This window comes from Rathayibacter sp. AY1F4 (assembly GCF_002931775.1).
Classification (GTDB): Bacteria; Actinomycetota; Actinomycetes; order Actinomycetales; family Microbacteriaceae; genus Rathayibacter.
The window spans coordinates 34589-57129 of sequence record NZ_PSVE01000004.1 but is presented as its reverse complement, the minus strand read 5'-3'; the positions used below and the strand labels follow the sequence as shown (position 1 = coordinate 57129).

Here is a 22541-nt window from a genome sequence, read left to right as displayed (position 1 = left end):
CTTCCTTACGTCGGGTGCGCGGCTGAGCGCGCGGGGATCATTCTCGGCCGAGGTCGCGGTGCGCCACGTTGACGGCGACGCCCGGCAGCTCGGCCAGACGGGCCGCGACACGGCCCGCGACCGCGACGGAGCGGTGCTTGCCTCCCGTGCAGCCGATCGCGATGGTCGCGTGGCGCTTGTTCTCGCGCTGGTAGCCGTCGAGCACGGGGCGCAGGGCCCGGGAGTAGGAGTCGATGAACTCCTCGGCGCCCTGCTGGGCCAGCACGTAGTCTCTCACCTCTTCGTCGAGACCCGTGTGCGGACGCAGCTCCGGGATCCAGTACGGGTTCGGCAGGAACCGCGCGTCGGCCACCATGTCGGCGTCCGTCGGCAGCCCGTACTTGAAGCCGAAGCTCATCACCGTGACCTGGAGGCCCGCGCGGCCGGCCTCGGCGAAGCGCTCGGTGATGCTGGTGGCCAGCTGGTGGATGTTGAGGTCCGAGGTGTCGATGACGATGTCGGCCGACTCCCGCAGCTGAGCGAGGCGCGTCCGCTCGGCGGAGATGCCGTCGAGGAGGGTCCCCCGGCCCTGCAGCGGGTGCGGACGGCGCACCTGCTCGAAGCGGCGGACGAGCGCGGCGTCGGTGGCCTCGAGGAACACCACTCGGAGGTCGACCCCGGCGCGCAGCTCGCGGACGATGTCGCCGAGGTCCTCGAAGAAGTCGCGTCCGCGGACGTCGACGACCGCCGCGATCTTCGGCAGCGTGTCCCCCGCACGCTGCGCCAGGTCGACCAGCGGGCGCAGCATCTGCGGCGGCAGGTTGTCGACGACGTACCAGCCGAGATCCTCCAGTGCGTTCGCGGCCGTGGACCGGCCCGCTCCGGACATCCCCGTGACGATCAGCACGTCCTGCTGCTCGCTCTCCGTGCTCATGCTCTCTCCGTGCTCGTGTCTGCTCGTGTCGTCGGTGCCGGGCACCGGCCGCTCTCCCCCGGAGCGCGGGCCTCCAGCCTAGGGCGTGCCCCCGACGGCGGACCCGTCCGGATGCAGGTGCGCGTGGATCGCGCCCGCCAGCGTCGGGCCGATGCCCTTGACCTCGGCGATCTCGGCCTCGCCCGCCTCGCGGAGCCGGGCGACGGATCCGAAGTGCTTCAGCAGGTCGCGCACGCGCGTGCCTCCGAGCCCGGGCACCTCGGCCAGCTGCGACGAGATGTCGCGCTTGCGACGCGTCCTCTGGTGGGTGATCGCGAAGCGGTGCGCCTCGTCGCGGATGCGCTGGAAGAGGAAGAGCGCATCGCTGTTGCGCGGCAGGATGACGGGGAAGTCGGAGTCCGGCAGCCAGATCTCCTCGAGGCGCTTGGCGATCCCGCAGAGGGTGATGCCGGTCACCCCGGACTCGTCGAGCGCGCGCTGCGCCGCCGCGACCTGCGGCTGGCCGCCGTCGACGATCAGCAGTTGCGGGGGGTACGAGAACTTGCGCCGCTTGGCCTCGCCGGTCTCGGGGTCGACCGCCGCGGGCTCGACCGGCTCGCGGAGGTAGGCGAGGCGGCGGGTGAGCACCTGGTGCAGCGACTCGGTGTCGTCCGTCGACTCTGCGATGGAGAACCGTCGGTACTGGTCCTTCCGCGCGAGCCCGTCCTCGAAGACGACCATCGAGGCGACGATGTTGGTGCCGCTGAGGTGGGAGACGTCGTAGCACTCCATCCGGAGCGGCGCCTCGCTCATGCCGAGGGCGTCGCGGATGTCCTCCAGGGCCTGCGTCCGAGCGGTGAAGTCGGCGGAGCGGCGGGTCTTGTAGAGCATCAGCGAGTGCTTCGCGTTCTGCGTCGCCGTCTCGAGGAGGGCGGCCTTGTCTCCGCGCTGGGCCGCTCGGAGGCGCACGTTCGTGCCGCGCAGCCCGCTCAGCCACTCCTCGAGCGCCTCGGTGTCCTCGGGCAGCTCCGGCACGACGACCTCCCGGGGCGGGACGTCGCCGGTCTCGTAGGCGGCCTGGAGGGCCGTGTCGACGAGCTCCGCCGTGCTCATGTCGAGCTCCTTGTCGACGACCCAGCCCCGCTCGCCGCGGATGCGCCCGCCGCGGACCCGGAACTGCTGCACGGAGGCGGCGAGCTCGTCGTGGACGATCGCGTAGAGGTCGACGTCCACGTTGTCCTTGAGCACGACCGCGCTCTTGGCGAGGACCGCGTCGAGAGCGGCGGCCTGATCGCGCAGCTTCCCCGCGCGCTCGTACTCCATCGCGGCGGCGGCCTCGCGCATCTCCTTCTCGAGCTCGCCGATCATCCGGCGGTCGTGGCTGCCCATGAAGGCGACGAAGCGGTTGACCATCTCGCGGTGCTCGGCGAAGGTGACGCGGTGGGAGCAGGGCCCGCCGCAGCGGCCGATCTGCGACGCGAAGCAGGGCTTGCCGCTCTGCATCGCGCGCTTGTAGTTGGAGTCGTTGCAGGTCCTGATCGGGAACGCCTTGATCATCAGGTCGATCGTCTCGTGGATCGCCCAGATCTTCGGGTAGGGCCCGAAGTAGCGGGCCTTCCTGATCTTGGCGTTCCGCGTGACCATCACCCGCGGGGCTTCGTCGCCGAGCGTCACCGCCATGTAGGGGTAGGACTTGTCGTCGCGGAACTTGACGTTGAAGGGGGGATCGAACTCGTTGATCCAGGTGAACTCGAGCTGCAGGGCCTCGACGTCGGTGCCGACGACGGTCCACTCGACCCCGGAGGCCGAGGTGACCATCCGCCGGGTGCGCTCGTGCAGGCTCGGCAGCGGGGCGAAGTAGTTGCTCAGCCGCGCGCGGAGGTTCTTGGCCTTGCCCACGTAGAGCACCCGCCCCCGGGCGTCCGTGAAGCGGTACACGCCGGGGAGGGTCGGGATCTCACCCGGCTTCGGCCGGAAGTCGACTGTCTGCGCCATGCCTCTCGCTCGCGTCAGCCGAGGATCTCGGCGAGGAACATGCCGGTGTGGCTGCCCTCGACCTTCGCCACGTGCTCGGGGGTGCCCACCGCGACCACCTGTCCGCCGCCGGCGCCGCCCTCGGGACCCATGTCGATCAGCCAGTCGGCCGACTTGATGACATCGAGGTTGTGCTCGATGGTGATCACCGTGTTGCCCTTGTCGACCAGGCCGTTGAGGACGAGGAGGAGCTTGCGGACGTCCTCGAAGTGCAGGCCGGTCGTCGGCTCGTCGAGCACGTAGACGCTGCGGCCGTTGGAGCGGCGCTGGAGCTCGGTGGCCAGCTTGACGCGCTGCGCCTCGCCGCCGGAGAGCGTGGTCGCGCTCTGCCCGAGGCGGACGTAGCCGAGGCCCACCTCCACCAGCGTGCGGAGGAAGCGGTGGATCGCCGTGATCGGCTCGAAGAAGTCGGCCGCCTCGGCGATCGGCATGTCGAGCACCTCGGCGATGTTCTTGCCCTTGTAGTGCACGGTCAGGGTGTCGCGGTTGTAGCGCGCTCCCCCGCAGACCTCGCACGCCACGTAGACGTCGGGCAGGAAGTTCATCTCGATCTTGATGGTGCCGTCACCCGAGCAGGCCTCGCAGCGGCCGCCCTTGACGTTGAAGCTGAAGCGGCCGGGCAGGTACCCCCGCGCCTTCGCCTCCGTGGTCTCGGCGAAGAGGTTGCGGATGCGGTCGAACACGCCCGTGTAGGTGGCGGGGTTCGAGCGCGGCGTGCGGCCGATCGGGTTCTGGTCGACGTGCACGACCTTGTCGAGGTTCTCGAGGCCGGTGACGCGCGTGTGCTTGCCCGGCACCTTGCGGGCGCCGTTGAGCTGGTTGGCGAGCACGCGGTAGAGGATGTCGTTCACGAGGGTGCTCTTGCCGGAGCCGGAGACCCCGGTGACCGCGACGAACGTGCCGAGCGGGAACTCCGCGTCGACCTTGCGGAGGTTGTTGGCGTTCGCCCCGACGACCTTGATCATCCGCTTGCGGTCGATCTTCCGCCGCTTCTTCGGGACCTCGATCGCCTTGCGGCCCGAGACGTAGTCGCCGGTCAGCGAGTGGGTGTTCTCGAGCAGCGACTCGTAGGAGCCGGAGTGCACGACCTTGCCGCCGTTGACCCCGGCGCCCGGGCCGATGTCGACGATCCAGTCGGCGGTGCGGATGGTGTCCTCGTCGTGCTCGACCACGATCAGCGTGTTGCCCAGGTCGCGCAGCTTGATGAGGGTGTCGATCAGGCGGCGGTTGTCGCGCTGGTGCAGACCGATGCTCGGCTCGTCGAGCACGTAGAGCACGCCGGTCAGCCCGGAGCCGATCTGGGTCGCCAGGCGGATGCGCTGCGCCTCGCCGCCCGACAGGGAGGCGGCGGCGCGCGAGAGGTTGAGGTAGTTGAGCCCGACCTCGATGAGGAAGTCGATGCGCGCGCGGATCTCGCGCAGCACCTGCGCCGCGATGTGCGCCTCGCGGTCGGTCAGCTCGAGCCGGCTCATGAAGTCCTGGGCGTCGCCGAGGCTGAGGTCGGCCACGTCCGCGATGCTCGCCCCGTGCACGAGCACGGCGAGCACCTCGGGCTTCAGGCGGGAGCCCTTGCACACGGGGCAGGGCACCTCGCGAAGGAACTCGGACCAGCGGGTGCGCTGGACGTCGGTCTCGGCCTGGACGAACTGGCGCTCGATGTAGGGCACGACGCCCTCGAAGCCCGAGGTGTAGCTCATCTCGCGGCCGTAGCGGTTCTTCCACTTGACCTTGACCTCGAAGTTGTCGCCGTGGAGGACGGCCTGCTGCACCTCGGTGCTGAGGCGCTTCCACGGGGTGGTGAGCGTGAAGCCGAGGTCGCGGGCCAGGCCGTCGAGCAGCTTCTCGTAGTACTGGAACAGGCCCTTGCCCTGGGTGGTCCAGGGGATGATGACGCCCTCGGCGATGCTCAGGTCGGGGTCGCCGAGCAGCAGCTCGTCGTCGACCGACATGCGCGTGCCGAGGCCCGAGCACTCCGGGCAGGCGCCGAAGGGCGCGTTGAAGGAGAAGGTCCGCGGCTCGATCTCGGTCAGCGAGATCGGGTGGTTGTTGGGGCAGGACAGCTTCTCGGAGTAGGTGGTCCAGGCGCCGTCGCCCTCGCCGTCGACGTGGTTGATCTGCACGATGCCGTCGGTGAGCCGCAGGGCCGTCTCGAGGGAGTCGGTGAGGCGTCCGAGGATGTCGGGGCCGGCGACGAGCCGGTCGACCACGACGGAGATGTCGTGCTTGTACTGCTTCTTGAGCACCGGCGGCTCGCTCAGCTGGACGAGCTTCCCGTCCACCATGGCGCGGGAGTAGCCGCCCGCGGTCAGCTCCTTGAAGAGGTCGACGAACTCGCCCTTCTTCTGCGAGACGACGGGGCTGAGGATCTGGTAGCGGGTACCGGTCTCGAGCTCCATCAGCTGGTCGGCGATCTGCTGCACGGTCTGCGCGGAGATCCGCTCGCTGCAGATGGGGCAGTGCGGGACGCCGATGCGCGCCCAGAGCAGGCGCATGTAGTCGAAGATCTCGGTGATCGTGCCGACGGTGGAGCGCGGGTTGCGGTTCGTCGACTTCTGGTCGATCGAGACCGCGGGGCTGAGGCCCTCGATGAAGTCGACGTCAGGCCGGTCCACCTGCCCGAGGAACTGGCGGGCGTATGCGGAGAGGGACTCGACGTAGCGCCGCTGGCCCTCCGCGAAGATCGTGTCGAAGGCCAGGGAGGACTTGCCCGAGCCCGAGAGACCGGTGAACACCACCATCGAGTCGCGCGGGATCTCGAGGTCGACGTTCTGCAGGTTGTGCACCCGCGCGCCGCTCACCACCAGCTTCGAGGACGACTCGTCGAGCGAGGAGACGAAGCGGTGGAAGGAGGGAGAGGGGGTGGAGGAGGGGTCCGTAACGGCGTTCAGGATCGACACTCCGAAAGTGTATGCGGAGCCACCGACATCGCCCGTGGCGTTCGCTGGGCGCTGATCCGCGGGCCCCTCCCCTTGCGGATCAGCGCCTCCGATCAGGACAGGTGCCCGGCCTTCTCCATCTGGCGGAGCTCGCGCTTGAGCTCCTGGACCTCGTCCCGCAGCCGGGCCGCGAGCTCGAACTTGAGCTCGCCCGCCGCCTGGAGCATCTGCCCGTTGAGGTCGGAGATGATCGCCTCGAGGTCGTTGCCGCCGTTCGCGGCGAGACCCTGACGGCGCAGGTTCGGCGTCGGGCTCTTCTTCTTGGCGTCGCGCCCGGCGAGCAGCTTGGCGGTGTCGGCCCCCTCGCGGGCGAGGGCGTCGGTGATGTCGGCGATCTTCTTCCGCAGCGGCGTCGGGTCGATGCCGTGGTCGAGGTTGTAGGCGACCTGCTTCTCGCGTCGGCGGTCGGTCTCGTCGATCGCGAGCCGCATCGAGTCCGTCACCTTGTCGGCGTACATGTGGACCTCGCCCGAGACGTTGCGCGCCGCACGGCCGATCGTCTGGATGAGCGACGTGGACGAGCGGAGGAAGCCCTCCTTGTCGGCGTCGAGGATCGCCACGAGCGAGACCTCGGGCAGGTCGAGCCCCTCGCGCAGCAGGTTGATGCCGACCAGGACGTCGTACACGCCCGCCCGCAGCTCCGAGAGGAGCTCGACGCGCCGCAGGGTGTCGACGTCGGAGTGCAGGTAGCGGACCCGGACGCCGGCCTCCGTGAGGAAGTCGGTGAGCTCCTCGGCCATGCGCTTCGTCAGCGTCGTGACGAGCACGCGCTCGTCACGCTCGGTGCGGCGCTTGATCTCCTCGAGCAGGTCGTCGATCTGGCCCTTCGTCGGCTTGACGACGATCTCGGGGTCGATCAGGCCGGTCGGGCGGATGATCTGCTCGACGATGCCGTCGGCGATGCCCATCTCGTAGCGCCCCGGGGTCGCGGAGAGGTAGACGGTCTGGCCGACGCGCGACTTGAACTCCTCCCACTTCAGGGGCCGGTTGTCCATCGCCGAGGGCAGGCGGAAGCCGTGCTCGACCAGCGTGCGCTTGCGGGACGCGTCGCCCTCGTACATCGCGCCGATCTGCGGCACCGTCACGTGCGACTCGTCGATCACGACGAGGAAGTCGTCCGGGAAGTAGTCGAGCAGGCAGTGCGGGGCCTCGCCCGACTCGCGGCCGTCGATGTGGCGGGAGTAGTTCTCGATGCCGGAGCAGAATCCGATCTGCTGCATCATCTCGAGATCGAAGGTCGTGCGCATCCGCAGGCGCTGCGCCTCGAGGAGCTTGTTCTGCTTCTCGAGGTCGGCCAGGCGCACCTCGAGCTCCTGCTGGATGGTGTCGATCGCACGGTGCATGACGTCCTGGCTGGCGACGTAGTGCGAGCCGGGGAAGACCGACACGGAGTCGAGCTTCCGGACGATGTCGCCGGTGAGCGGGTGGAGCGTGTAGAGCGCCTCGATCTCGTCGCCGAACATCTCGATCCGAATCGCGAGCTCCTCGTACATCGGGATGATCTCGATCGTGTCGCCCCGCACCCGGAAGGTGCCGCGGGCGAAGTCGACGTCGTTGCGCGCGTACTGCATCGACACGAACTTGCGGATGAGGCGGTCCCGGTCGACCCGCTGGCCGACCTGAAGCGCCACCATCGCCTCGAGGTACTGCTCGGGCTGGCCGAGGCCGTAGATGCACGAGACGGTCGACACCACGATCACGTCGCGGCGGCTCAGGAGCGAGTTCGTGGTGGAGTGGCGCAGCCGCTCGACCTCGGCGTTGACCGAGCTGTCCTTCTCGATGAAGGTGTCCGTCTGCGGGACGTAGGCCTCGGGCTGGTAGTAGTCGTAGTACGAGACGAAGTACTCGACGGCGTTGTTGGGGAACAGCTCGCGGAACTCGTTGGCGAGCTGCGCGGCGAGGGTCTTGTTGTGCGCGAGCACGAGCGTGGGGCGCTGCACGGCCTCGACGAGCCAGGCCGTGGTCGCGGACTTGCCGGTTCCGGTGGCGCCCAGCAGGACGACATCGGTCTCGCCGGCGTTGATGCGGGCGCTCAGATCGGCGATCGCGCCGGGCTGGTCACCGCTCGGCTTGTACTCGCTGATGACCTCGAACGGGTGCACGGCACGGGTTGGCTCCATGGTTCGAAGCGTAGCCGCGACCACCGACACCGGACGGCGCGTGCGCTGGCGGCGAACGGGGGTGTGCTCTCCGGCCGTGCCGCTCGGTCACGAGGGCGGGTGTCGGGGAGGGACCGTCAGCGGGCGAGCCGCTCCCACAGCGCGTCGGTCCGAGCGAGCGTCTCCTCCAGCGTGCCGGAGGAGTCGATCACGACGTCGGCGAGGGCGAGGCGCTCCTCGTCGCTCGCCTGCGACGAGACCCGCGCACGTGCCTCCTCCTCGGTCAGTCCCCGGAGGGCGACGAGACGCTCGATGCGGAGGTGCTGCGGCGCGTGCACGACGACCACCTCGTCGAACTCCCCCGCTCCACGGCCCTCGGCGAGGAGGGGGACGTCGTAGACGACCACCGCGGCCGGGTCCGCCTCGGCGGCCTCCGCGAACAGCCGCTGCGAGCGGAGGGTCACCGCCGGATGGGTGATCGCATTGAGGTCGGCGCGGGCCGCCGCGTCCGAGAAGACGATCGCGCCGAGCGACGGGCGGTCGAGCGCGCCGTCCGCGCGGATCACGGACGGGCCGAAGCGCTCGGCGATCGCCGCCAGCGCCGGCTCCCCCGGCTCGACGACCTCGCGCGCGAGGATGTCGGCGTCGACCACCACCGCTCCGTGCTCGGCGAGACGGCGGGCGACGGTGGACTTGCCCGAGGCGATGCCTCCGGTGAGGGCGACGAGATGCACCCGGCCACCCTACCCAGCGCCGTCGCCCGGAACGCCGAACGGCCGGCCCCCGAGGGGACCGGCCGTTCGATGCGATGTGCTCGCGATCAGTTGTTCGAGGACAGCTTCTCGCGGAGCGCGGCGAGCGACTCGTCGTCGGCGAGGGTGCCGCCGGTGGTCGACTCGCTGGTGAAGCCGGCGCCGACCGAGACGCCCTCGGAGACGGTGGCCGCCTCCTCCTGCGACTTGGCGACCTGGGCCTTGTGGGCCTCCCAGCGCGCCTGAGCAGCGGCGTACTCCTGCTCCCAGGCCTCGCGCTGCGACTCGAAGCCCTCGCGCCACTCGTTGGTCTCGGGGTCGAAGCCCTCGGGGTACTTGTAGTTCCCCTGGTCGTCGTACTCCGTGGCCATGCCGTAGAGCGCCGGGTCGAACTCGGTGCCCTCGGGGTCGACGTTCTCGTTCGCCTGCTTGAGCGAGAGGGAGATGCGGCGACGGTCGAGGTCGATGTCGATGACCTTGACGAACACCTCTTCCCCGACCGACACGACCTGCTCGGCGAGCTCGACATGCTTGCCCGACAGCTCGGAGATGTGGACGAGGCCCTCGATGCCGTCCGCGACACGGACGAAGGCACCGAACGGGACCAGCTTCGTGACCTTGCCCGGCGCGACCTGTCCGATCGCGTGGGTGCGGGCGAAGACCTGCCACGGGTCCTCCTGGGTCGCCTTGAGCGAGAGCGACACGCGCTCGCGGTCGAGGTCGACCTCGAGGATCTCGACGGTGACCTCCTGGCCCACCTCGACGACCTCGGAGGCGTGCTCGATGTGCTTCCAGGAGAGCTCGGAGACGTGGACGAGACCGTCGACGCCGCCGAGGTCGACGAACGCACCGAAGTTGACGATCGACGACACGACGCCCTTGCGGACCTGACCCTTGTGCAGGTTGTTCAGGAACGTGGTGCGGCTCTCGGACTGGGTCTGCTCGAGGAGCGCGCGACGCGACAGGACCACGTTGTTGCGGTTCTTGTCGAGCTCGAGGATCTTCGCCTCGATCTCCTGGCCGAGGTACGGCGTGAGGTCGCGGACGCGGCGCAGCTCGATGAGCGAGGCCGGGAGGAAGCCGCGGAGGCCGATGTCGACGATGAGACCGCCCTTGACGACCTCGATGACCGAGCCGGTGACGACGCCGTCCGACTCCTTGATCTTCTCGACGTCGCCCCACGCGCGCTCGTACTGCGCACGCTTCTTGGACAGGATCAGGCGACCCTCCTTGTCCTCCTTCTGGAGGACGAGGGCCTCGACGCTGTCGCCCACGTTGACGACCTCGGAGGGGTCGACGTCGTGCTTGATGGAGAGCTCGCGCGAGGGGATGACGCCCTCGGTCTTGTAGCCGACGTCGAGGAGGACCTCGTCGCGGTCGATCTTCACGACGGTGCCTTCGATGAGGTCTCCGTCGTTGAAGAACTTCAGAGTCTTTTCGACCGCGGCAAGAAAGTCTTCAGCAGACCCGATGTCGTTGATCGCGACCTGCTTGGTTGCCTTGTCGGTCGTTGCGGTTGTCATTAAGGGATGCTCCAGGATGGATGGGTCTCGGGCGGCGGCCGCCTGCGGGCCTCGCGGCTCGGCGGAGTGGTGACCACTGCGATGGTGAGGGAAGTGCCTCCGGCCCGGGAGCCGCGCTCGGCCGGCCGGCGGACCGGCCTTCCTCGCGCGCCGCGGGCACGGCGGCGCCACAGATGTGACACTCCAGCTTAGACGCCCCGGGAGGCGCACGGCAATCTCGCCGCGCCCGTCCAGGCGCGGGTTCCGGAGTCAGCCGGCGAGGGAGGAGCGGAGTGTGTCGAGACCGACGCCGCCGAGGTCGAGTGCCCTCCGGTGGAAGGCCGCGAGCGAGAACGCGGCGCCCTCGCGCACCTCCGCCTCGTCGCGCAGCTGCTCCCAGATCCGCTGCCCGATCTTGTAGGACGGAGCCTGCCCCGGCCAGCCGAGGTACCGGTTCACCTCGAAGCGCACGAACGCGTCGTCCATGTTCACGTTGGCCCGCAGGAAGTCGAGGGCCGACTCGGCGGTCCAGACGGCGTCGGAGCCCGGCATCGGCTTCTGGAGGTGCACGCCGATGTCCAGCACGACGCGCGCCGCGCGCATCCGCTGGCCGTCGAGCATGCCCAGGCGGTCGGCCGGGTCGTCGAGGTAGCCGAAGCGCTCCATCAGCCGCTCCGCGTAGAGCGCCCAGCCCTCGGCGTGGCCGGAGGTCCCGGCGAGCTGACGGCGCCAGGTGTTGAGGCGGGCGCGGTTGTGGACGGCCTGGCCGATCTGCAGGTGGTGGCCCGGGACGCCCTCGTGGTAGACCGTGGTCAGCTCCCGCCAGGTGGCGAACTCGGTGACTCCGTCCGGGACCGACCACCACATCCGCCCCGGGCGCGAGAAGTCGTCGCTCGGACCGGTGTAGTAGATGCCGCCCTCCTGGGTCGGCGCGATCCTGCACTCGAGGCGGCGCACCTCCTCCGGGATGTCGAAGGCGGTGCCGGCGAGCTCGCGGACGGAGCGGTCGCTCGTCTCCTGCATCCAGGCCTGCAGAGCGTCGACGCCGTGCAGAGTGCGGGCCGGGTCCGCCTCGAGGTGGGCGATCGCCTCGGCGACGGAGGCGCCGGGCAGGATCTCGCGCGCGATCGACTCCTGCTCGGACGTCATGCGGGCCAGCTCCTCGATCCCCCACTCGTAGGTCTCGTCGAGGTCGACGACAGCGCCGAGGAAGCGGCGGGAGTGCAGCGCGTACAGCTCCCGGCCGACGGCGTCCTGCTCGGTCGCGGCTGGGGCGAGCTCGCCCCGGAGGAACTGCGCGAGCGACCCGTAGGCGGCCGAGGCACGGCGGGCGCCGTCCTCCAGTCGCTGAGCGAGCGACGCGGGCAGGGATCCGGCGGCGGGAGCGGCCTCCGCGGCCAGCTCGGCGAAGAACCCCCGGGGAGCGGCGATCTTCCGCGCCTGCTCGGCGACGAGCTCGACCTGGCGGCGGGCGGGGATGATACCGGTGCGCATCCCCTCGCGCAGGGTCTCCGCGTAGCCCTCGAGTGCGGCCGGCACGGCCAGCAGCCGCTCGGCGACCGCCTCCCAGTCGGCGACCTCGTCCGTCGGCATCAGGTCGAAGACGTCGCGCAGCTCCTGCGCCGGGGACGCGATCACGTTGAGGTCCCGCAGCGGCAGACCGGCGTCGTGCCCCTCCAGGGAGAGCCGGAGCTCGGCGCCGAGGTCGGCGACCGTGACGCGGTCGACGTCGTCCACGGGGTCGGCTGCCTCGAGCTCGGCGAGGGCCGAGGCGGTCGCCGCCCGGGCGCGCTCGAGACCGGCCGGCGAGTAGTCGCCCAGGCGGCCGTTCGCGCCGCTGCGTCCGATCGCGGTACCGAGGGTGGGGTCGAGGTCGACGAGCGTGTCGACCCAGCGCTCGGCGACGGCGTCGACGGCGGTGGGCTCGCGGGGGGTGTCGGTGCTCATGCCTCCGAGCCTAGCCAGGCGCTGCGGCCGGCTCAGTGCGCGGCGACGTCCCAGTCGGACCCGTGGCCCACCTGCACCTCGAGCGGGACGCTCAGGTCGGCGGCACCCGCCATCCGGCCGCGGACGATCGCCTCGAGCGGCTCCTCCTCGCCGGGCGCGACGTCGAAGATCAGCTCGTCGTGCACCTGGAGGAGCATCCGAGAGCCGAGCCCCTGCTCGTCGAGGTCGGCCTGCACGCCGATCATCGCGCGCTTCATGATGTCGGCGGCCGAGCCCTGGATCGGCGAGTTGAGTGCCGCCCTCTCGGCGTTGTCGCGGAGGACGCGGTTCGCGCTCTGCAGGTCGGGGAAAGGACGCCGGCGACCGAAGATCGTCTCGGTGTAGCCGGTCTCGCGGGCCTGCTCGACGACGCTGCGGAGGTAGTCGCGCACCGCGCCGAAGCGGACGAAGTAGTCGGTCATCAGCTGCTTCGCCTCGGCGCTCGAGATGCGCAGCTGCTTCGACAGGCCGAAGGCGCTCAGGCCGTAGGCGAGACCGTACGACATCGCCTTGACCTTGTTGCGCATGGCCGAGGTGACGTCGCCCGGATCGACGCCGAAGATCCGCGATCCGACGAAGCGGTGCAGGTCCTCGCCGGAGTGGAAGGCCTCGATCAGCCCGGCGTCCCCGGAGAGGTGCGCCATGATCCGCATCTCGATCTGCGAGTAGTCGGCAGTGAGGAGGGTGCTCGCCTCCGCTCCGTGGACGAAGGCGGTGCGGATGCGGCGGCCCACCTCGCTGCGGACGGGGATGTTCTGCAGGTTCGGGTCGTTGGAGGAGATCCGGCCGGTGGCCGTGCCGGTCTGGTCGTAGCTGGTGTGGATCCGGCCGTCGGCGGTGACCGACTTCTCGAGCGTCTCGATGATCTGCTTGAGCTTGGTCGCGTCGCGGTGCTCGAGGAGCAGCCCGAGGAACGGGTGCGGGTGGGACTCCTGCAGGTCGGCGAGGGCGGAGGCGTCGGTGGTGTAGCCCGTCTTCGTGGCCCGGGTGCGCGGCATGTCGAGCTCCTCGAAGAGGACCTGCTGCAGCTGCTTGGGCGAGCCGAGGTTCATCTCGTGGCCGATCTCGGCGAACGCGCGGCTCGCGAGGTCGGCGGCCGAGACGGTCAGCTCGGCGCGGAGGCGCGCCAGCACGTCGGCGTCGATCGCGACGCCGGTGAGCTCCATCGTCGCGAGGACCTGGACGATCGGCAGCTCGATGTCGACGAGCACCGAGAGCATCCCCTCGCCCAGCCGCTCGCGCAGCGGAGCGACGAGCCGGTACGCGTACCAGGCCTCGGTGGCGGGCCCCATCGGCTCGACGGTGGGGACCAGCTGGTTCGGGTCGCCCTGCGCCATGGTCTCGTCGAGGTGCTGCGCGACCTGCGCCGCGAGCGTGGCCGGGTGCCCGGTGGGCTGCACCAGCCAGGAGGCGACGCGGGTGTCGAACGCGAGCCCCGCGACGGGGAGTCCGGCCCTCCGCAGCGCCTTGATCTGGGGCTTCGCGTCGGCGAAGTACTTGGGGGCGGGCCCGGCCAGCCACTGCTCGAGCGCGGTGTAGTCGGGCCGCTCGGCGGCCCACGGGACGAACGCCGTCTCCTTCTCGACCGCGAGACCCACACCCTCGAGCCCGCTGGCTCCGAGCAGGACCTGCACGGCGACGGGCGCGGTGCCCTTCGCCGACACGCGGTCGAGCCAGTGCGCGAGCTCCTCGTCGACCAGGGTGCGGACGGCGGGCGCTGAGGTCGTGACCACGTCGCCCGCCAGGGCCGCGGCGGCGCCGTCGACGCCCTCCTCCGCGGCGATCGTGAGGACCCGCTCCTGCAGGGTCTTGAACTCGAGGCGGCTGAAGATCTCGCGGACCGCGTCGGGATCGATCGGACGGCGCGTCAGATCGTGCGGCCCGAGGGGGAGCTCGACGTCCGTCACCAGCCGGTTGAGGCGGCGGTTGCGGAGCGCGTTCTCCTTCTGCTCGCGCAGCTTCTCGCCGACCACGCCCTTGATCTCGTCGGCGTGGGCGATGATGTCGGCGACCGTGCCGTACTGGTTGACCCACTTCGCGGCCGTCTTGGGGCCGACCTTGTCGACGCCGGGCAGGTTGTCGCTGGTCTCGCCGACGAGGGCGGCGATCTCGGGGTACTGGTGCGGCTCGACGCCGTACTTCTCGAACACCTTGTCGCGGTCGTAGCGGGTGAGCTGCGAGACGCCCTGGGTGGAGGGGTAGAGCAGGGTGACGTCCGGGGTCACCAGCTGGATGGTGTCGCGGTCACCTGAGACGACCAGCACGCGGAAGCCGGCCTCGGCCCCCTGGCGCGCGAGCGTCGCGAGGATGTCGTCGGCCTCGAAGTCCTCCTTCGAGACGGTCCGGATGTTCATGGCGTGCAGCGCCTCCTCGAGGAGGGGGACCTGGCCCTTGAACTCGGGCGGCGTCTCGCCGCGGGTGCCCTTGTACTCCGGGTACTCGCGGGTGCGGAACGAGTAGCGGGAGATGTCGAACGCGACGCCGAGGTGGGTCGGCTTCTCGTTCTTCAGCAGCAGGATCAGCATCGAGAGGAAGCCGTGGATGGCGTTCGTGTGCTGGCCCTCGCGGGTCTGGAAGCTGTCGACCGGGAGCGCGTAGAACGCCCGGAACGCCAGGGAATGGCCGTCGACGAGCAGGAGGGTAGGCTGTTCCGGATCTGACACAGGGCCAGACTACACAGCGCCTCCGACACCGGATCGGCCCGCTCGCGCCCGCCGGTCAGGGCCGCTCCGAGGCTCCAGCGCGAGGAGCGACGTGACCGAGCCGACCCCCACCACGACCGCCTGGATCCGCCCGCCCGCGCTCGACCTGGTCGCCGGGATCGGCCGCGGCATGGGCGAGCTCGCCGAGCGGATGGGGATCCTCTGGCACGAGCTCGCCCCGCAGCACTCGGTGGCCTCGATGCCCGTCGAGGGCAACCGGCAGCCGGTCGGCATCCTGCACGGCGGCGCGCACGTCGTGCTCGCCGAGTCGATGGGCTCGATCGCGGCGAACGTGCACGCCGGCGCGGGCCGCCTGGCGATGGGCATCGAGCTGAACGCGAGCCACAGCCGGTCGGTCCACTCGGGCTTCGTGATCGCCACCTGCGACGCGATCCACCTGGGCTCCACCCTCACCACCCACGAGATCGTCGTGCGCGACCAGGAGGGGCGCCGCCTCTCCACCGTGCGGATCACCAACATCATCCGCGACGCCCGCTGACGGGAGCGGACGGGTCCCCCTCGCGGGAGCGGAGGGCGACGACCACGCCCAGGACCGCGACCGCCGTCGGGACCGCCCGTGCCTGCGAGCGACGGGGGATCGACCGGTCGGCCGCGCCGCTCGGGGACCCGGCACCGCGGCGAGCGGCACTGTCAAGCGACGGCGCGCGACTGTGCCCGGTGGTGCCCGAAGGGCGACACTGAGCGGATGAGCCTTCGCCATCTCCTCAAGAGCCTCCCGTCCATGCCCTCCGAGCTGCCCTCGTTCGATGCGGAGGCGGCTCCGGCCGATCCTCTCGAGCTGTTCGCGCAGTGGCTCGAGGAGGCGAAGGACGCGGGGCAGCTCCTCCCCCACGGCGCCACGCTCTCCACCGCCTCCGACGACGGCACCGTCTCGGCGCGCGTGCTCGTGCTGCGCGAGATCGACGAGGCGGGCTGGGCGTTCTCCACCCATGCCACCAGCCCCAAGGGACGCGCCATGGAGGAGAACCCGCACGCCGCGCTGACCTTCTTCTGGCCGGTCCAGGGCCGTCAGGTCCGGGTCGAGGGCCGGGTCGAGCGCGCCTCCGCGCAGGAGTCGGCCGACGACTTCCGCCGCCGCTCCGAGGCCGCTCGCACCGCCCTGCTCGTCGGACGCCAGAGCGAGCCGATGCGCAGCGCGCAGGACTTCGGCCTCGTCACGCTCCAGACCAGCGTCGCCGTGGGCTGCTCGCCCGCGACGCTCGACCGGGAGTGGGCCGTCTACCGCGTCGTGCCCGAGCGCATCGAGTTCTGGCAGGGCTCGACCGCGCCGGAGCAGGATCACACCCGTCTCGAGTACCGCCCGGGAACGACGGAGGCGGGCGGCTCCCCGTGGGAGCGCACCCGCCTCTGGCCCTGAGGCCGCGGGCCCTCGGGCCCGGCCTCCGCGCTAGGCCTTCTTCGTGCTCAGCTGCTCGATGATCGCCTGCGCGACGTCGTGCATGGTGAGCCGGCGGTCCATGGAGGCCTTCTGGATCCAGCGGAACGCCTCGGGCTCGGTGAGCCCCATCTTCTCGTTGAGCAGGCCCTTGGCGCGGTCGACGAGCTTGCGGGTCTCGAAGCGCTCGACCATGTCGGCGACCTCGGCCTCGAGGGTGAGGATCTGGGCGTACCGCGAGAGGGCGATCTCGATCGCGGGCAGCAGGTCGTTGGGCGTGAAGGGCTTCACGACGTAGGCGAGCGCTCCGGCCTCGCTGGCGCGCTCGACGAGCTCCTTCTGGCTGAAGGCGGTGAGCAGGACGACGGGCGCGATGTGCGCCTTCGAGAGGCGCTCGGCCGCCGAGATGCCGTCGAGCTGGGGCATCTTGACGTCCATGATGACGAGATCGGGGCGCAGCTCGGTGGCGAGGGCCACAGCGGTCTCGCCGTCGCCGGCCTCGCCGACGACCTCGAAGCCGTTGTCGCGGAGGATCTCCACGATGTCGAGGCGGATGAGGGATTCGTCTTCGGCGACGACGACCCGACGGGGTGCGGTCGACGAGGGTTCCTGGTCAGTCACGCCGATGAGCCTACGGTATTCTCGACGGGCTGGTGATGAGCCGGTGTGGCGGAATGGCAGACGCGGGGCACTCAAAATGCTCTGTCCGAGAGGGCTTGTGGGTTCGAGTCCCACCACCGGTACCCGCCTGGTCGCGCGGTGCGCGCCTCCGCTCGCTAGCGTCGTCGGATGAGCACCGACCCCTGGCCCCTGTTCTCGCTGGAGCTGCGCACGCCGCGGCTCGAGCTGCATCCGGTCCGCGACGCCGACCTCGGCCCTCTCGCCGACGCGGCCCTCGCGGGCGTGCACGAGAGCGGCCGCTCGCCGTTCCCCTCCCCCTGGGCCGAGGCGCCGCCGGAGCGCCTGCCCGGCGAGCTCGCCCGCTTCCACTGGTCGCAGCGCGCGCAGACGACGCGAGAGTCGTGGCGCGTCGCGTTCGCCGTGGTCGAGGACGGCCGGGTCGTCGGCTGCCAGGACGTGGTCGCCGAGTCCTTCGCCGCCACCCGCACCCTGACCTCGGGGTCGTGGCTCACCCGCTCGGCGCAGGGCCGCGGCCTCGGGCAGGAGATGCGCGCGGCCGTGCTCCTCCTCGCCTTCGACCACCTCGGAGCCGAGGTCGCCGAGAGCGCCGCCCTCGCCTGGAACACCCGCTCGATCCGGGTGTCGGAGGCCCTCGGCTACCGGCCGAACGGGACGCACCGGATCGTCGGTCCGGACGGTGCGCCGGTCGAGGAGCTGCGGTTCCGTGTCACACCGGAGACCCTGGTGCGGCCGGAATGGACGCTGGAGGTCTCGGGGATCGACGCCGCACGAGCGGTCCTCGTCCAGGACCCGCTCGGTCCGCCCTCCCCCGTCTGATTCACCAGAACATCGTGCCCGGCGAGCCCTTGAACGGACCGACCACGCGCGAGGTGATCCAGCCGCCGTAGAAGTCGCCCGGCTGCGGCTGGACCGTCTCGCCGTCGACGGTGCAGGAGTCCATCCGGCCGGGGTAGAGGGCGACCGTGTCGACGAGGGCCTCGAAGCCGTCCATCGGCTCGGGGTACGTCCAACCGGCCGCCTCCGCGACCGCTCCTCCTCCCCCGCGCACGGTGAGGTAGGAGGCCGCGCCCTTGAACTCGCAGATGCTGCGGCCGGGCGCGGGCTCGAGCGCCCCGGGCGCGAACGAGGACACGGGGAGGTAGTAGACGGGAGGGTGGCTCGTCTCGAGGACGCGGAGAGCGTCACGGGTCTCGGCGACGACGACGCCGCCCAGCCGCACGACCACGTGCTCGGTGGTGGTCTCGACCCTCGGGGGTCGCGGGTAGTCCCAGACGGATTCCTGGCCCTCGGCGGGCGGCACGCGCTTCATCCCGCTCACGCTACGCGGCGGGGAGCGGTGCTCCGGCGCCTCCCAGAGGATGCCCGGGCGGACGCCGCGGCTCCGCAGATCCCCGCCGCCGGGACGCGCGGGGGCCCCGGTCGCGTAACGTCGTCCCTGCGGCGGAACCCCGAGCCCGCGCGCAGAAGGAATCCAGAGTGCCCACCGAATGCATCCACGGCCTCGACATCGCGCTCTGCGACGTCTGCACCCCGAAGAAGCTCCCCGAGCAGGTCGGCCGTGCCACCCGCGCCCCCGCGCGCGTGCCCGGGACCTCCCGTGCGGCCACCGCCCGTGCCGCCGCCCGCGGCACGGCGCGCGAGAAGCCCCTGCCGAAGGTCGACATCGCCGCGCAGCGGATCTACCACGTCACCCACCTCGACAACCTCGAGGCGATCGTCGCCGCCGGCGCGATCCTGGCGGACCAGCAGCTCCAGGAGCGCCCCGCGATCGACGTCAGCGCCGAGACCACCCGCGAGCACCGACGTGCCGTGCAGGTGAAGGACGGCGTCAGCGTCGCCGGCTTCGTGCCCTTCTTCCTCTCCCCCGACGCCGCCCTCTGGGCCGACCTGCGCGGCGAGCGGGTCGCTCCGCACTGGTCGCCGAGCGCCCACGAGACCACCGCTTCGCAGTACGTCGTCCTGGTGGGCTCGCTCGCCTCCGCCCCGGTCCTGAGCGACGGCGACGCCTCCCACGTCCTCACGCGCTTCACCGAGGGCGACGCGCTCGTGCGCACCTTCGCGCGCCTCCTGGTCGACGAGCCGGCCCTGCGCAGCGCCGAGGCGCTCGTGCCCGAGCGCTTCCCGCTCGAGGGCGTCGCGACGGTCGGCGTGGCGTCGGTCGCCGCCCGCAACCGCGTCAAGGCTCTCTTCGAGGGCATCGACGCCTCTCCCCGCGTCGCCGTCTACCCGCCGTGGTTCCACCCGGTGGCCGAGGAGGAGTGACCCGGCGCTAGTCGGCCTCGAGGAGGTCGAGGCGGTCGGCCAGGTACCGGCGCAGCGGCATCAGTCCCTGCTCTCCCAGACCGGGCGCCCAGCGCACGAGCACCTCGGAGCCGCGTAGGGCCAGCGGCTCCTGGCCCGACTCGAGCGCTGCGGCGTCCAGTGCGAGGCGCCGCCAGCCGTAGTTGACGATCTCGCCCTCCTGGAACGGACCGTCGAAGGCGGCGCGCCGGATCTCGCGGCGCGCCTCCTGCGACTCGGACTGGTTGTTGGCGTGCAGCGGAGCGACGGCACGAGTGACCGAGCCCGTCGCGAGGAGCTCGCCCTCGCGTCCGAGGAGCACCACGCCGAGGCGCCACGCGCGGGTCACCGGCGCCATCACCGGCTTGCGGCGGAAGCCGAGGATCGCGCGCGGCGTCCGCAGCTCGGCGACGGCCTGGTCGGCGATGCCGCGGGCGTCGAGCTCGGCGGAGACCTCGCGCAGGACCGCGGCCAGATCGGCGGCGGCCTGCTCGGCCCCGGGTGCTGCGGGCATCGCTCCTCCTCGGCTCGTCCCGCCAGCCTACGGGCGCGGTGTGCACCGGCCACCCCGCTCCGCACCGCTAGCATCGCCTGACGACACCGAGGAGGACGAGCGATGCGCGTCATCATGATGGGCCCGCCCGGCGTGGGCAAGGGCACCCAGGCGGCCGTGCTGTCGCGCGAGCTGGGGGTGCCGGCGATCTCCACCGGCGATCTGTTCCGCGCGCACGTCGCCGACGGCACCGACCTCGGACGGCGTCTGCGGGCGCTCGTGGAGGCCGGCGAGTACGTGCCGGACGAGCTGACGAACGCCCTGGTCGCCGAGCGCATCGCCGAGGAGGACGCCCGGGACGGGTTCATCCTCGACGGCTACCCGCGCACGCTCGCCCAGGTGGACGCGCTGGCGGAGCTCCTCGAGGAGCGGGGCACGCCGCTCTCGTGCGTCGTACTGCTGACGGCCGACGCGGACGTGGTCCTCGAACGGCTGCACGTGCGGGCGCAGGAGCAGGACCGCGCCGACGACGACCCCGAGGTGGTGCGGAACCGGATCGAGGTCTACGAGCGCGAGACGGCTCCTCTGGCGGAGGTCTACGACGAGCGCGAGCTCCTGGTGCGGATCGACGGCTCCGCCTCGCAGGACGAGGTCGCCGCGAGGATCATCGCGGCGTGCCGGCCCGAGTGAGCCGACCCGCCGCGACGCGGGGTCAGATCGCCGAGGCGAGGACCTCGTCGAGCTTGGCCGAGGCCTCCTCGTCGGTGCCCTTCAGGGCGAGCGAGAGCTCCGACACGAGGATCTGACGCGCCTTCAGGAGCATCCGCTTCTCGCCGGCCGAGACGCCGCCCGCCTGCTCGCGGCGCCACAGGTCGCGGACGACCTCGCTGACGCGGTACACGCTGCCGCTGGCCATCTTCTCCTGGTTGGCCTTGAAGCGGCGGGACCAGTTGCTGGCCTCCTCCGCGACGTCGCTGCGCAGGACGTCGTAGACCGCCTGGACTCCGGCGTCGTCGATGATCTCGCGGACGCCGACGAGCTCGGCGTTCTCGACGGGGAGGGTGATGGTGAGCTCGCTGGTGTGCACGTTCATCGTCATGAACGTCTTCTCGACGCCCTTGACCGAGCGCTTCTCGAGCCCGGTGATCGTCACCGCTCCGTGGTGCGGGTAGACCAGGGTCTCGCCGACCTCGAATGTCATCATGTCGTGCCTTTCGTCGTGGGGCGTGGTGGGAGTGAGGAGTCCAGGGGGCGCAGCGGCGCCGCGGCGAGCCAGGCCGGGAGCAGCGCGACGAGGTGCTCGACCAGCTCCTCGTCGGTGCCGTCGAGCGAGCCGGCGAGCCAGGCGCCGACCACGGAGAGGACGCCGCCGGCCGCGAAGACCGCGGTGAGCTCGGGGTCGACCGCTGCGGGGACGTCGACCCGGGCGAGCACCTCGCGGTGCAGGGCGAGCGCCGTGTCGAGCACGGCGTCGTCGGAGGCGACCCGGGCGGAGGCCCGCGCGCGGAGCCGGGCATGGAAGGCGTGGCGGTCGACCAGCCGCTCGACGAGCCGAGAGTAGCCGCGCTGCAGGGCGTCGGCTCCGGAGCGATCGGCGGGATCGCCCTCGGCGACGTCGGCGACCACGAGGTCCTGGCGGAGCAGCGCTGAGGCGACTCCCGCCGCGTCGTCGAAGTGGGCGTAGAACGAGCTGCGGCTGATCCCTGCCTCGCGCACGATGTCGCTCACGGCGATGCCCTCGGCCCTCTCGCCGTCGCTCTGCATGACGAGGCGCTCCACCGCGTCGAACACGCGGCGGCGGGTGCGCCGGGCTCGCGGATCGGCGGAGCCGGGCGCCGAGGGGGACTCCGCCGCGGGCACGGAGGCGAGGCGGGCGGGAGTCATCGATGTCAGTCTACCACTTCCCGGACAGGTGTACGGGAAGAGCGTCAGGCGCCGGTGCGCACCTGATCGAGGCCGGCGATGCGGTCGATCGCGGCCTGCTCGCTCGGTGACACCCGGCCGAGATAGCGGCCCAGGAACACGAACAGCAGGCGGTTCGCCGTGATCGCGGGCCACCACGGGCGCCGGAGGCCCAGGAGCCTCCGCACCTCGGGGCTGAGCGAGGCGACCGCGCCGGCGAACAGCAGCGGGTAGACCACGCCCGCCTCGCCCGGCAGCCGGATGTCGCGGAGGAAGCCGACCGCCTCGTGCACACGTGCGTCGGGCTTGAGCTCGCCCGCGAATCCGGCGAGCTGCGCGCGGAGCTCCGCGACGCTCTCGGGCGGATCCTGCACTCCGAGCAGCCGGCCGGAGGCGGCCCACTCGCGCACGTAGGCGTCGGGGCCGCCGGGGATCCGTCCGCCCCAGATCTCGTGGGCGCCGAGGAATGCGTCGGTGAAGGCGTCGTGCACCCAGAGCAGCAGGCGGGGGTCCTGCGCCGAGTAGGAGCGCTCGCGCCCGCCGGCGTCCTCGTAGGAGCCGACGATCCGCTCGTGCACGCCGGTCACCCAGCGCGCCGCTCCGCTCGCCGCGGCGGTGTCGCCGAAGCTGGTGGTCAGGACCCAGCGGACCGTGTTGTCGAGCCGGCCCATCGGGTCCTCGCGGTAGCGGGAGTGGTCGTGGACACCGGCCATCGCTCCGGCGTGGAGGGTCTGCATGAGCAGAGCCCGCACTCCGGCGATCATCGTGGGCAGGCCGCCGTTGACCGCCCAGACCGCGCTGCCCGGTCCGAAGAGCCCGGCGTCGTCGCCCTTCTCGAGGGCCACGATCCAGTCGGCGCGGGGGCGGGGGCGGCGGCGTCTCATCCGCTCAGTGTGCGCTCGGATCCTGGGCCGCGCCTGGCCGT

General features: G+C 71.3%; 19 protein-coding genes and 1 tRNA gene. 6 read left to right on the top strand and 14 right to left on the bottom strand.

Annotation, left to right across the window (positions count from 1 at the left end; translation table 11 throughout):
* Positions 1–37: 37 nt before the first annotated feature.
* From rapZ to polA, 8 genes are all read right to left on the bottom strand, one after another.
* Positions 38–913, bottom strand: coding sequence for an RNase adapter RapZ (gene rapZ / locus C5C59_RS03175; RefSeq protein ID WP_097166020.1), 876 nt, complete (start codon positions 911–913; stop codon positions 38–40).
* A 78-nt stretch (positions 914–991) separates the two neighbouring features.
* On the bottom strand, positions 992–2887 hold the full coding sequence (gene uvrC, locus C5C59_RS03170) for an excinuclease ABC subunit UvrC (protein WP_104237490.1): 1896 nt from the start codon (positions 2885–2887) through the stop codon (positions 992–994).
* A 14-nt stretch (positions 2888–2901) separates the two neighbouring features.
* Positions 2902–5727 carry an excinuclease ABC subunit UvrA gene (uvrA, locus tag C5C59_RS03165; protein ID WP_258062569.1) on the bottom strand — a complete coding sequence of 942 codons (2826 nt, stop codon included), beginning with the start codon at positions 5725–5727 and terminating at the stop codon, positions 2902–2904.
* A 188-nt stretch (positions 5728–5915) separates the two neighbouring features.
* On the bottom strand, positions 5916–7982 hold the full coding sequence (gene uvrB / locus C5C59_RS03160; RefSeq protein WP_104221901.1) for an excinuclease ABC subunit UvrB: 2067 nt from the start codon (positions 7980–7982) through the stop codon (positions 5916–5918).
* 116 nt (positions 7983–8098) lie between these two features.
* Entirely contained in the window at positions 8099–8695 is a 597-nt protein-coding gene (gene coaE, locus C5C59_RS03155; protein WP_104237491.1) for a dephospho-CoA kinase, read from the bottom strand.
* A gap of 86 nt (positions 8696–8781) precedes the next feature.
* The gene (gene rpsA, locus C5C59_RS03150; RefSeq protein ID WP_104221897.1) at positions 8782–10236 is read right to left on the bottom strand and encodes a 30S ribosomal protein S1; all 1455 of its coding nucleotides are present in this window, start codon (positions 10234–10236) and stop codon (positions 8782–8784) included.
* 249 nt (positions 10237–10485) lie between these two features.
* A complete protein-coding gene (locus tag C5C59_RS03145; RefSeq protein ID WP_104237492.1) occupies positions 10486–12162 on the bottom strand; it encodes a DUF885 domain-containing protein in 1677 nt (558 codons plus the stop codon).
* 32 nt (positions 12163–12194) lie between these two features.
* Positions 12195–14864 carry a DNA polymerase I gene (gene polA / locus C5C59_RS03140; RefSeq protein WP_104237493.1) on the bottom strand — a complete coding sequence of 890 codons (2670 nt, stop codon included), beginning with the start codon at positions 14862–14864 and terminating at the stop codon, positions 12195–12197.
* Between the two features lie 91 nt (positions 14865–14955).
* Between polA and C5C59_RS03135 the strand changes: the two genes are divergently transcribed.
* Together C5C59_RS03135 and C5C59_RS03130 are read left to right on the top strand one after the other, a co-directional pair.
* On the top strand, positions 14956–15402 hold the full coding sequence (locus C5C59_RS03135) for a PaaI family thioesterase (RefSeq protein WP_374953878.1): 447 nt from the start codon (positions 14956–14958) through the stop codon (positions 15400–15402).
* A 207-nt stretch (positions 15403–15609) separates the two neighbouring features.
* Positions 15610–16281, top strand: coding sequence for a pyridoxal 5'-phosphate synthase (locus C5C59_RS03130; protein ID WP_104232645.1), 672 nt, complete (start codon positions 15610–15612; stop codon positions 16279–16281).
* Between the two features lie 30 nt (positions 16282–16311).
* Here C5C59_RS03130 and C5C59_RS03125 read toward each other — a convergent pair whose 3' ends face one another.
* On the bottom strand, positions 16312–16920 hold the full coding sequence (locus C5C59_RS03125) for an ANTAR domain-containing response regulator (RefSeq protein ID WP_104221889.1): 609 nt from the start codon (positions 16918–16920) through the stop codon (positions 16312–16314).
* 39 nt (positions 16921–16959) lie between these two features.
* Between C5C59_RS03125 and C5C59_RS03120 the strand changes: the two genes are divergently transcribed.
* A tRNA-Leu gene (locus tag C5C59_RS03120) sits at positions 16960–17042 on the top strand.
* 46 nt (positions 17043–17088) lie between these two features.
* Positions 17089–17757, top strand: a complete 669-nt coding sequence (locus C5C59_RS03115) for a GNAT family N-acetyltransferase (protein ID WP_104237494.1) — start codon at positions 17089–17091, stop codon at positions 17755–17757.
* 1 nt (position 17758) lies between these two features.
* Here C5C59_RS03115 and C5C59_RS03110 read toward each other — a convergent pair whose 3' ends face one another.
* Complete coding sequence (locus C5C59_RS03110) at positions 17759–18250, bottom strand: DUF427 domain-containing protein (protein ID WP_104237495.1); 492 nt, start codon at positions 18248–18250, stop codon at positions 17759–17761.
* A 167-nt stretch (positions 18251–18417) separates the two neighbouring features.
* On the opposite strand from C5C59_RS03110, the gene C5C59_RS03105 reads away from it, so the two are divergent.
* Complete coding sequence (locus tag C5C59_RS03105) at positions 18418–19203, top strand: DarT ssDNA thymidine ADP-ribosyltransferase family protein (RefSeq protein ID WP_104221883.1); 786 nt, start codon at positions 18418–18420, stop codon at positions 19201–19203.
* Between the two features lie 7 nt (positions 19204–19210).
* Here C5C59_RS03105 and C5C59_RS03100 read toward each other — a convergent pair whose 3' ends face one another.
* Positions 19211–19735, bottom strand: a complete 525-nt coding sequence (locus tag C5C59_RS03100) for a hypothetical protein (RefSeq protein ID WP_104237496.1) — start codon at positions 19733–19735, stop codon at positions 19211–19213.
* 102 nt (positions 19736–19837) lie between these two features.
* Between C5C59_RS03100 and C5C59_RS03095 the strand changes: the two genes are divergently transcribed.
* Positions 19838–20404 (top strand): adenylate kinase, encoded by a 567-nt coding sequence (locus C5C59_RS03095; protein WP_104221879.1) that lies wholly within the window; start codon positions 19838–19840, stop codon positions 20402–20404.
* A gap of 22 nt (positions 20405–20426) precedes the next feature.
* On the opposite strand, the gene C5C59_RS03090 is transcribed toward C5C59_RS03095, so the two are convergent.
* Genes C5C59_RS03090 through C5C59_RS03080 form a run of 3 tightly spaced genes read right to left on the bottom strand, consistent with a single transcriptional unit; the run spans position 20427 to position 22500 of the window.
* A complete protein-coding gene (locus tag C5C59_RS03090) occupies positions 20427–20915 on the bottom strand; it encodes a CarD family transcriptional regulator (RefSeq protein ID WP_068257183.1) in 489 nt (162 codons plus the stop codon).
* Positions 20915–21598 carry a TetR/AcrR family transcriptional regulator gene (locus C5C59_RS03085; protein ID WP_104237497.1) on the bottom strand — a complete coding sequence of 228 codons (684 nt, stop codon included), beginning with the start codon at positions 21596–21598 and terminating at the stop codon, positions 20915–20917. The genes C5C59_RS03090 and C5C59_RS03085 overlap by 1 nt, the downstream gene beginning before the upstream one ends.
* Before the next feature lie 44 nt (positions 21599–21642).
* Positions 21643–22500, bottom strand: coding sequence for an oxygenase MpaB family protein (locus tag C5C59_RS03080; protein ID WP_104221875.1), 858 nt, complete (start codon positions 22498–22500; stop codon positions 21643–21645).
* Positions 22501–22541: the final 41 nt, after the last annotated feature.

What these genes read in the sequence shown, in the direction of transcription:
- C5C59_RS03085 (WP_104237497.1), bottom strand. Translation starts at nt 21,598, where the DNA reads ATGACTCCCGCCCGCCTCGCCTCCGTGCCCGCGGCGGAGTCCCCCTCG.
- C5C59_RS03080 (WP_104221875.1), bottom strand. Translation starts at nt 22,500, where the DNA reads ATGAGACGCCGCCGCCCCCGCCCCCGCGCCGACTGGATCGTGGCCCTC.
- uvrC (WP_104237490.1), bottom strand. Translation starts at nt 2,887, where the DNA reads ATGGCGCAGACAGTCGACTTCCGGCCGAAGCCGGGTGAGATCCCGACC.
- C5C59_RS03100 (WP_104237496.1), bottom strand. Translation starts at nt 19,735, where the DNA reads ATGCCCGCAGCACCCGGGGCCGAGCAGGCCGCCGCCGATCTGGCCGCG.
- uvrB (WP_104221901.1), bottom strand. Translation starts at nt 7,982, where the DNA reads ATGGAGCCAACCCGTGCCGTGCACCCGTTCGAGGTCATCAGCGAGTAC.
- C5C59_RS03110 (WP_104237495.1), bottom strand. Translation starts at nt 18,250, where the DNA reads ATGAAGCGCGTGCCGCCCGCCGAGGGCCAGGAATCCGTCTGGGACTAC.
- C5C59_RS03145 (WP_104237492.1), bottom strand. Translation starts at nt 12,162, where the DNA reads ATGAGCACCGACACCCCCCGCGAGCCCACCGCCGTCGACGCCGTCGCC.
- C5C59_RS03130 (WP_104232645.1), top strand. Translation starts at nt 15,610, where the DNA reads ATGAGCCTTCGCCATCTCCTCAAGAGCCTCCCGTCCATGCCCTCCGAG.
- C5C59_RS03095 (WP_104221879.1), top strand. Translation starts at nt 19,838, where the DNA reads ATGCGCGTCATCATGATGGGCCCGCCCGGCGTGGGCAAGGGCACCCAG.
- rapZ (WP_097166020.1), bottom strand. Translation starts at nt 913, where the DNA reads ATGAGCACGGAGAGCGAGCAGCAGGACGTGCTGATCGTCACGGGGATG.
- rpsA (WP_104221897.1), bottom strand. Translation starts at nt 10,236, where the DNA reads ATGACAACCGCAACGACCGACAAGGCAACCAAGCAGGTCGCGATCAAC.
- C5C59_RS03090 (WP_068257183.1), bottom strand. Translation starts at nt 20,915, where the DNA reads ATGACATTCGAGGTCGGCGAGACCCTGGTCTACCCGCACCACGGAGCG.
- C5C59_RS03115 (WP_104237494.1), top strand. Translation starts at nt 17,089, where the DNA reads ATGAGCACCGACCCCTGGCCCCTGTTCTCGCTGGAGCTGCGCACGCCG.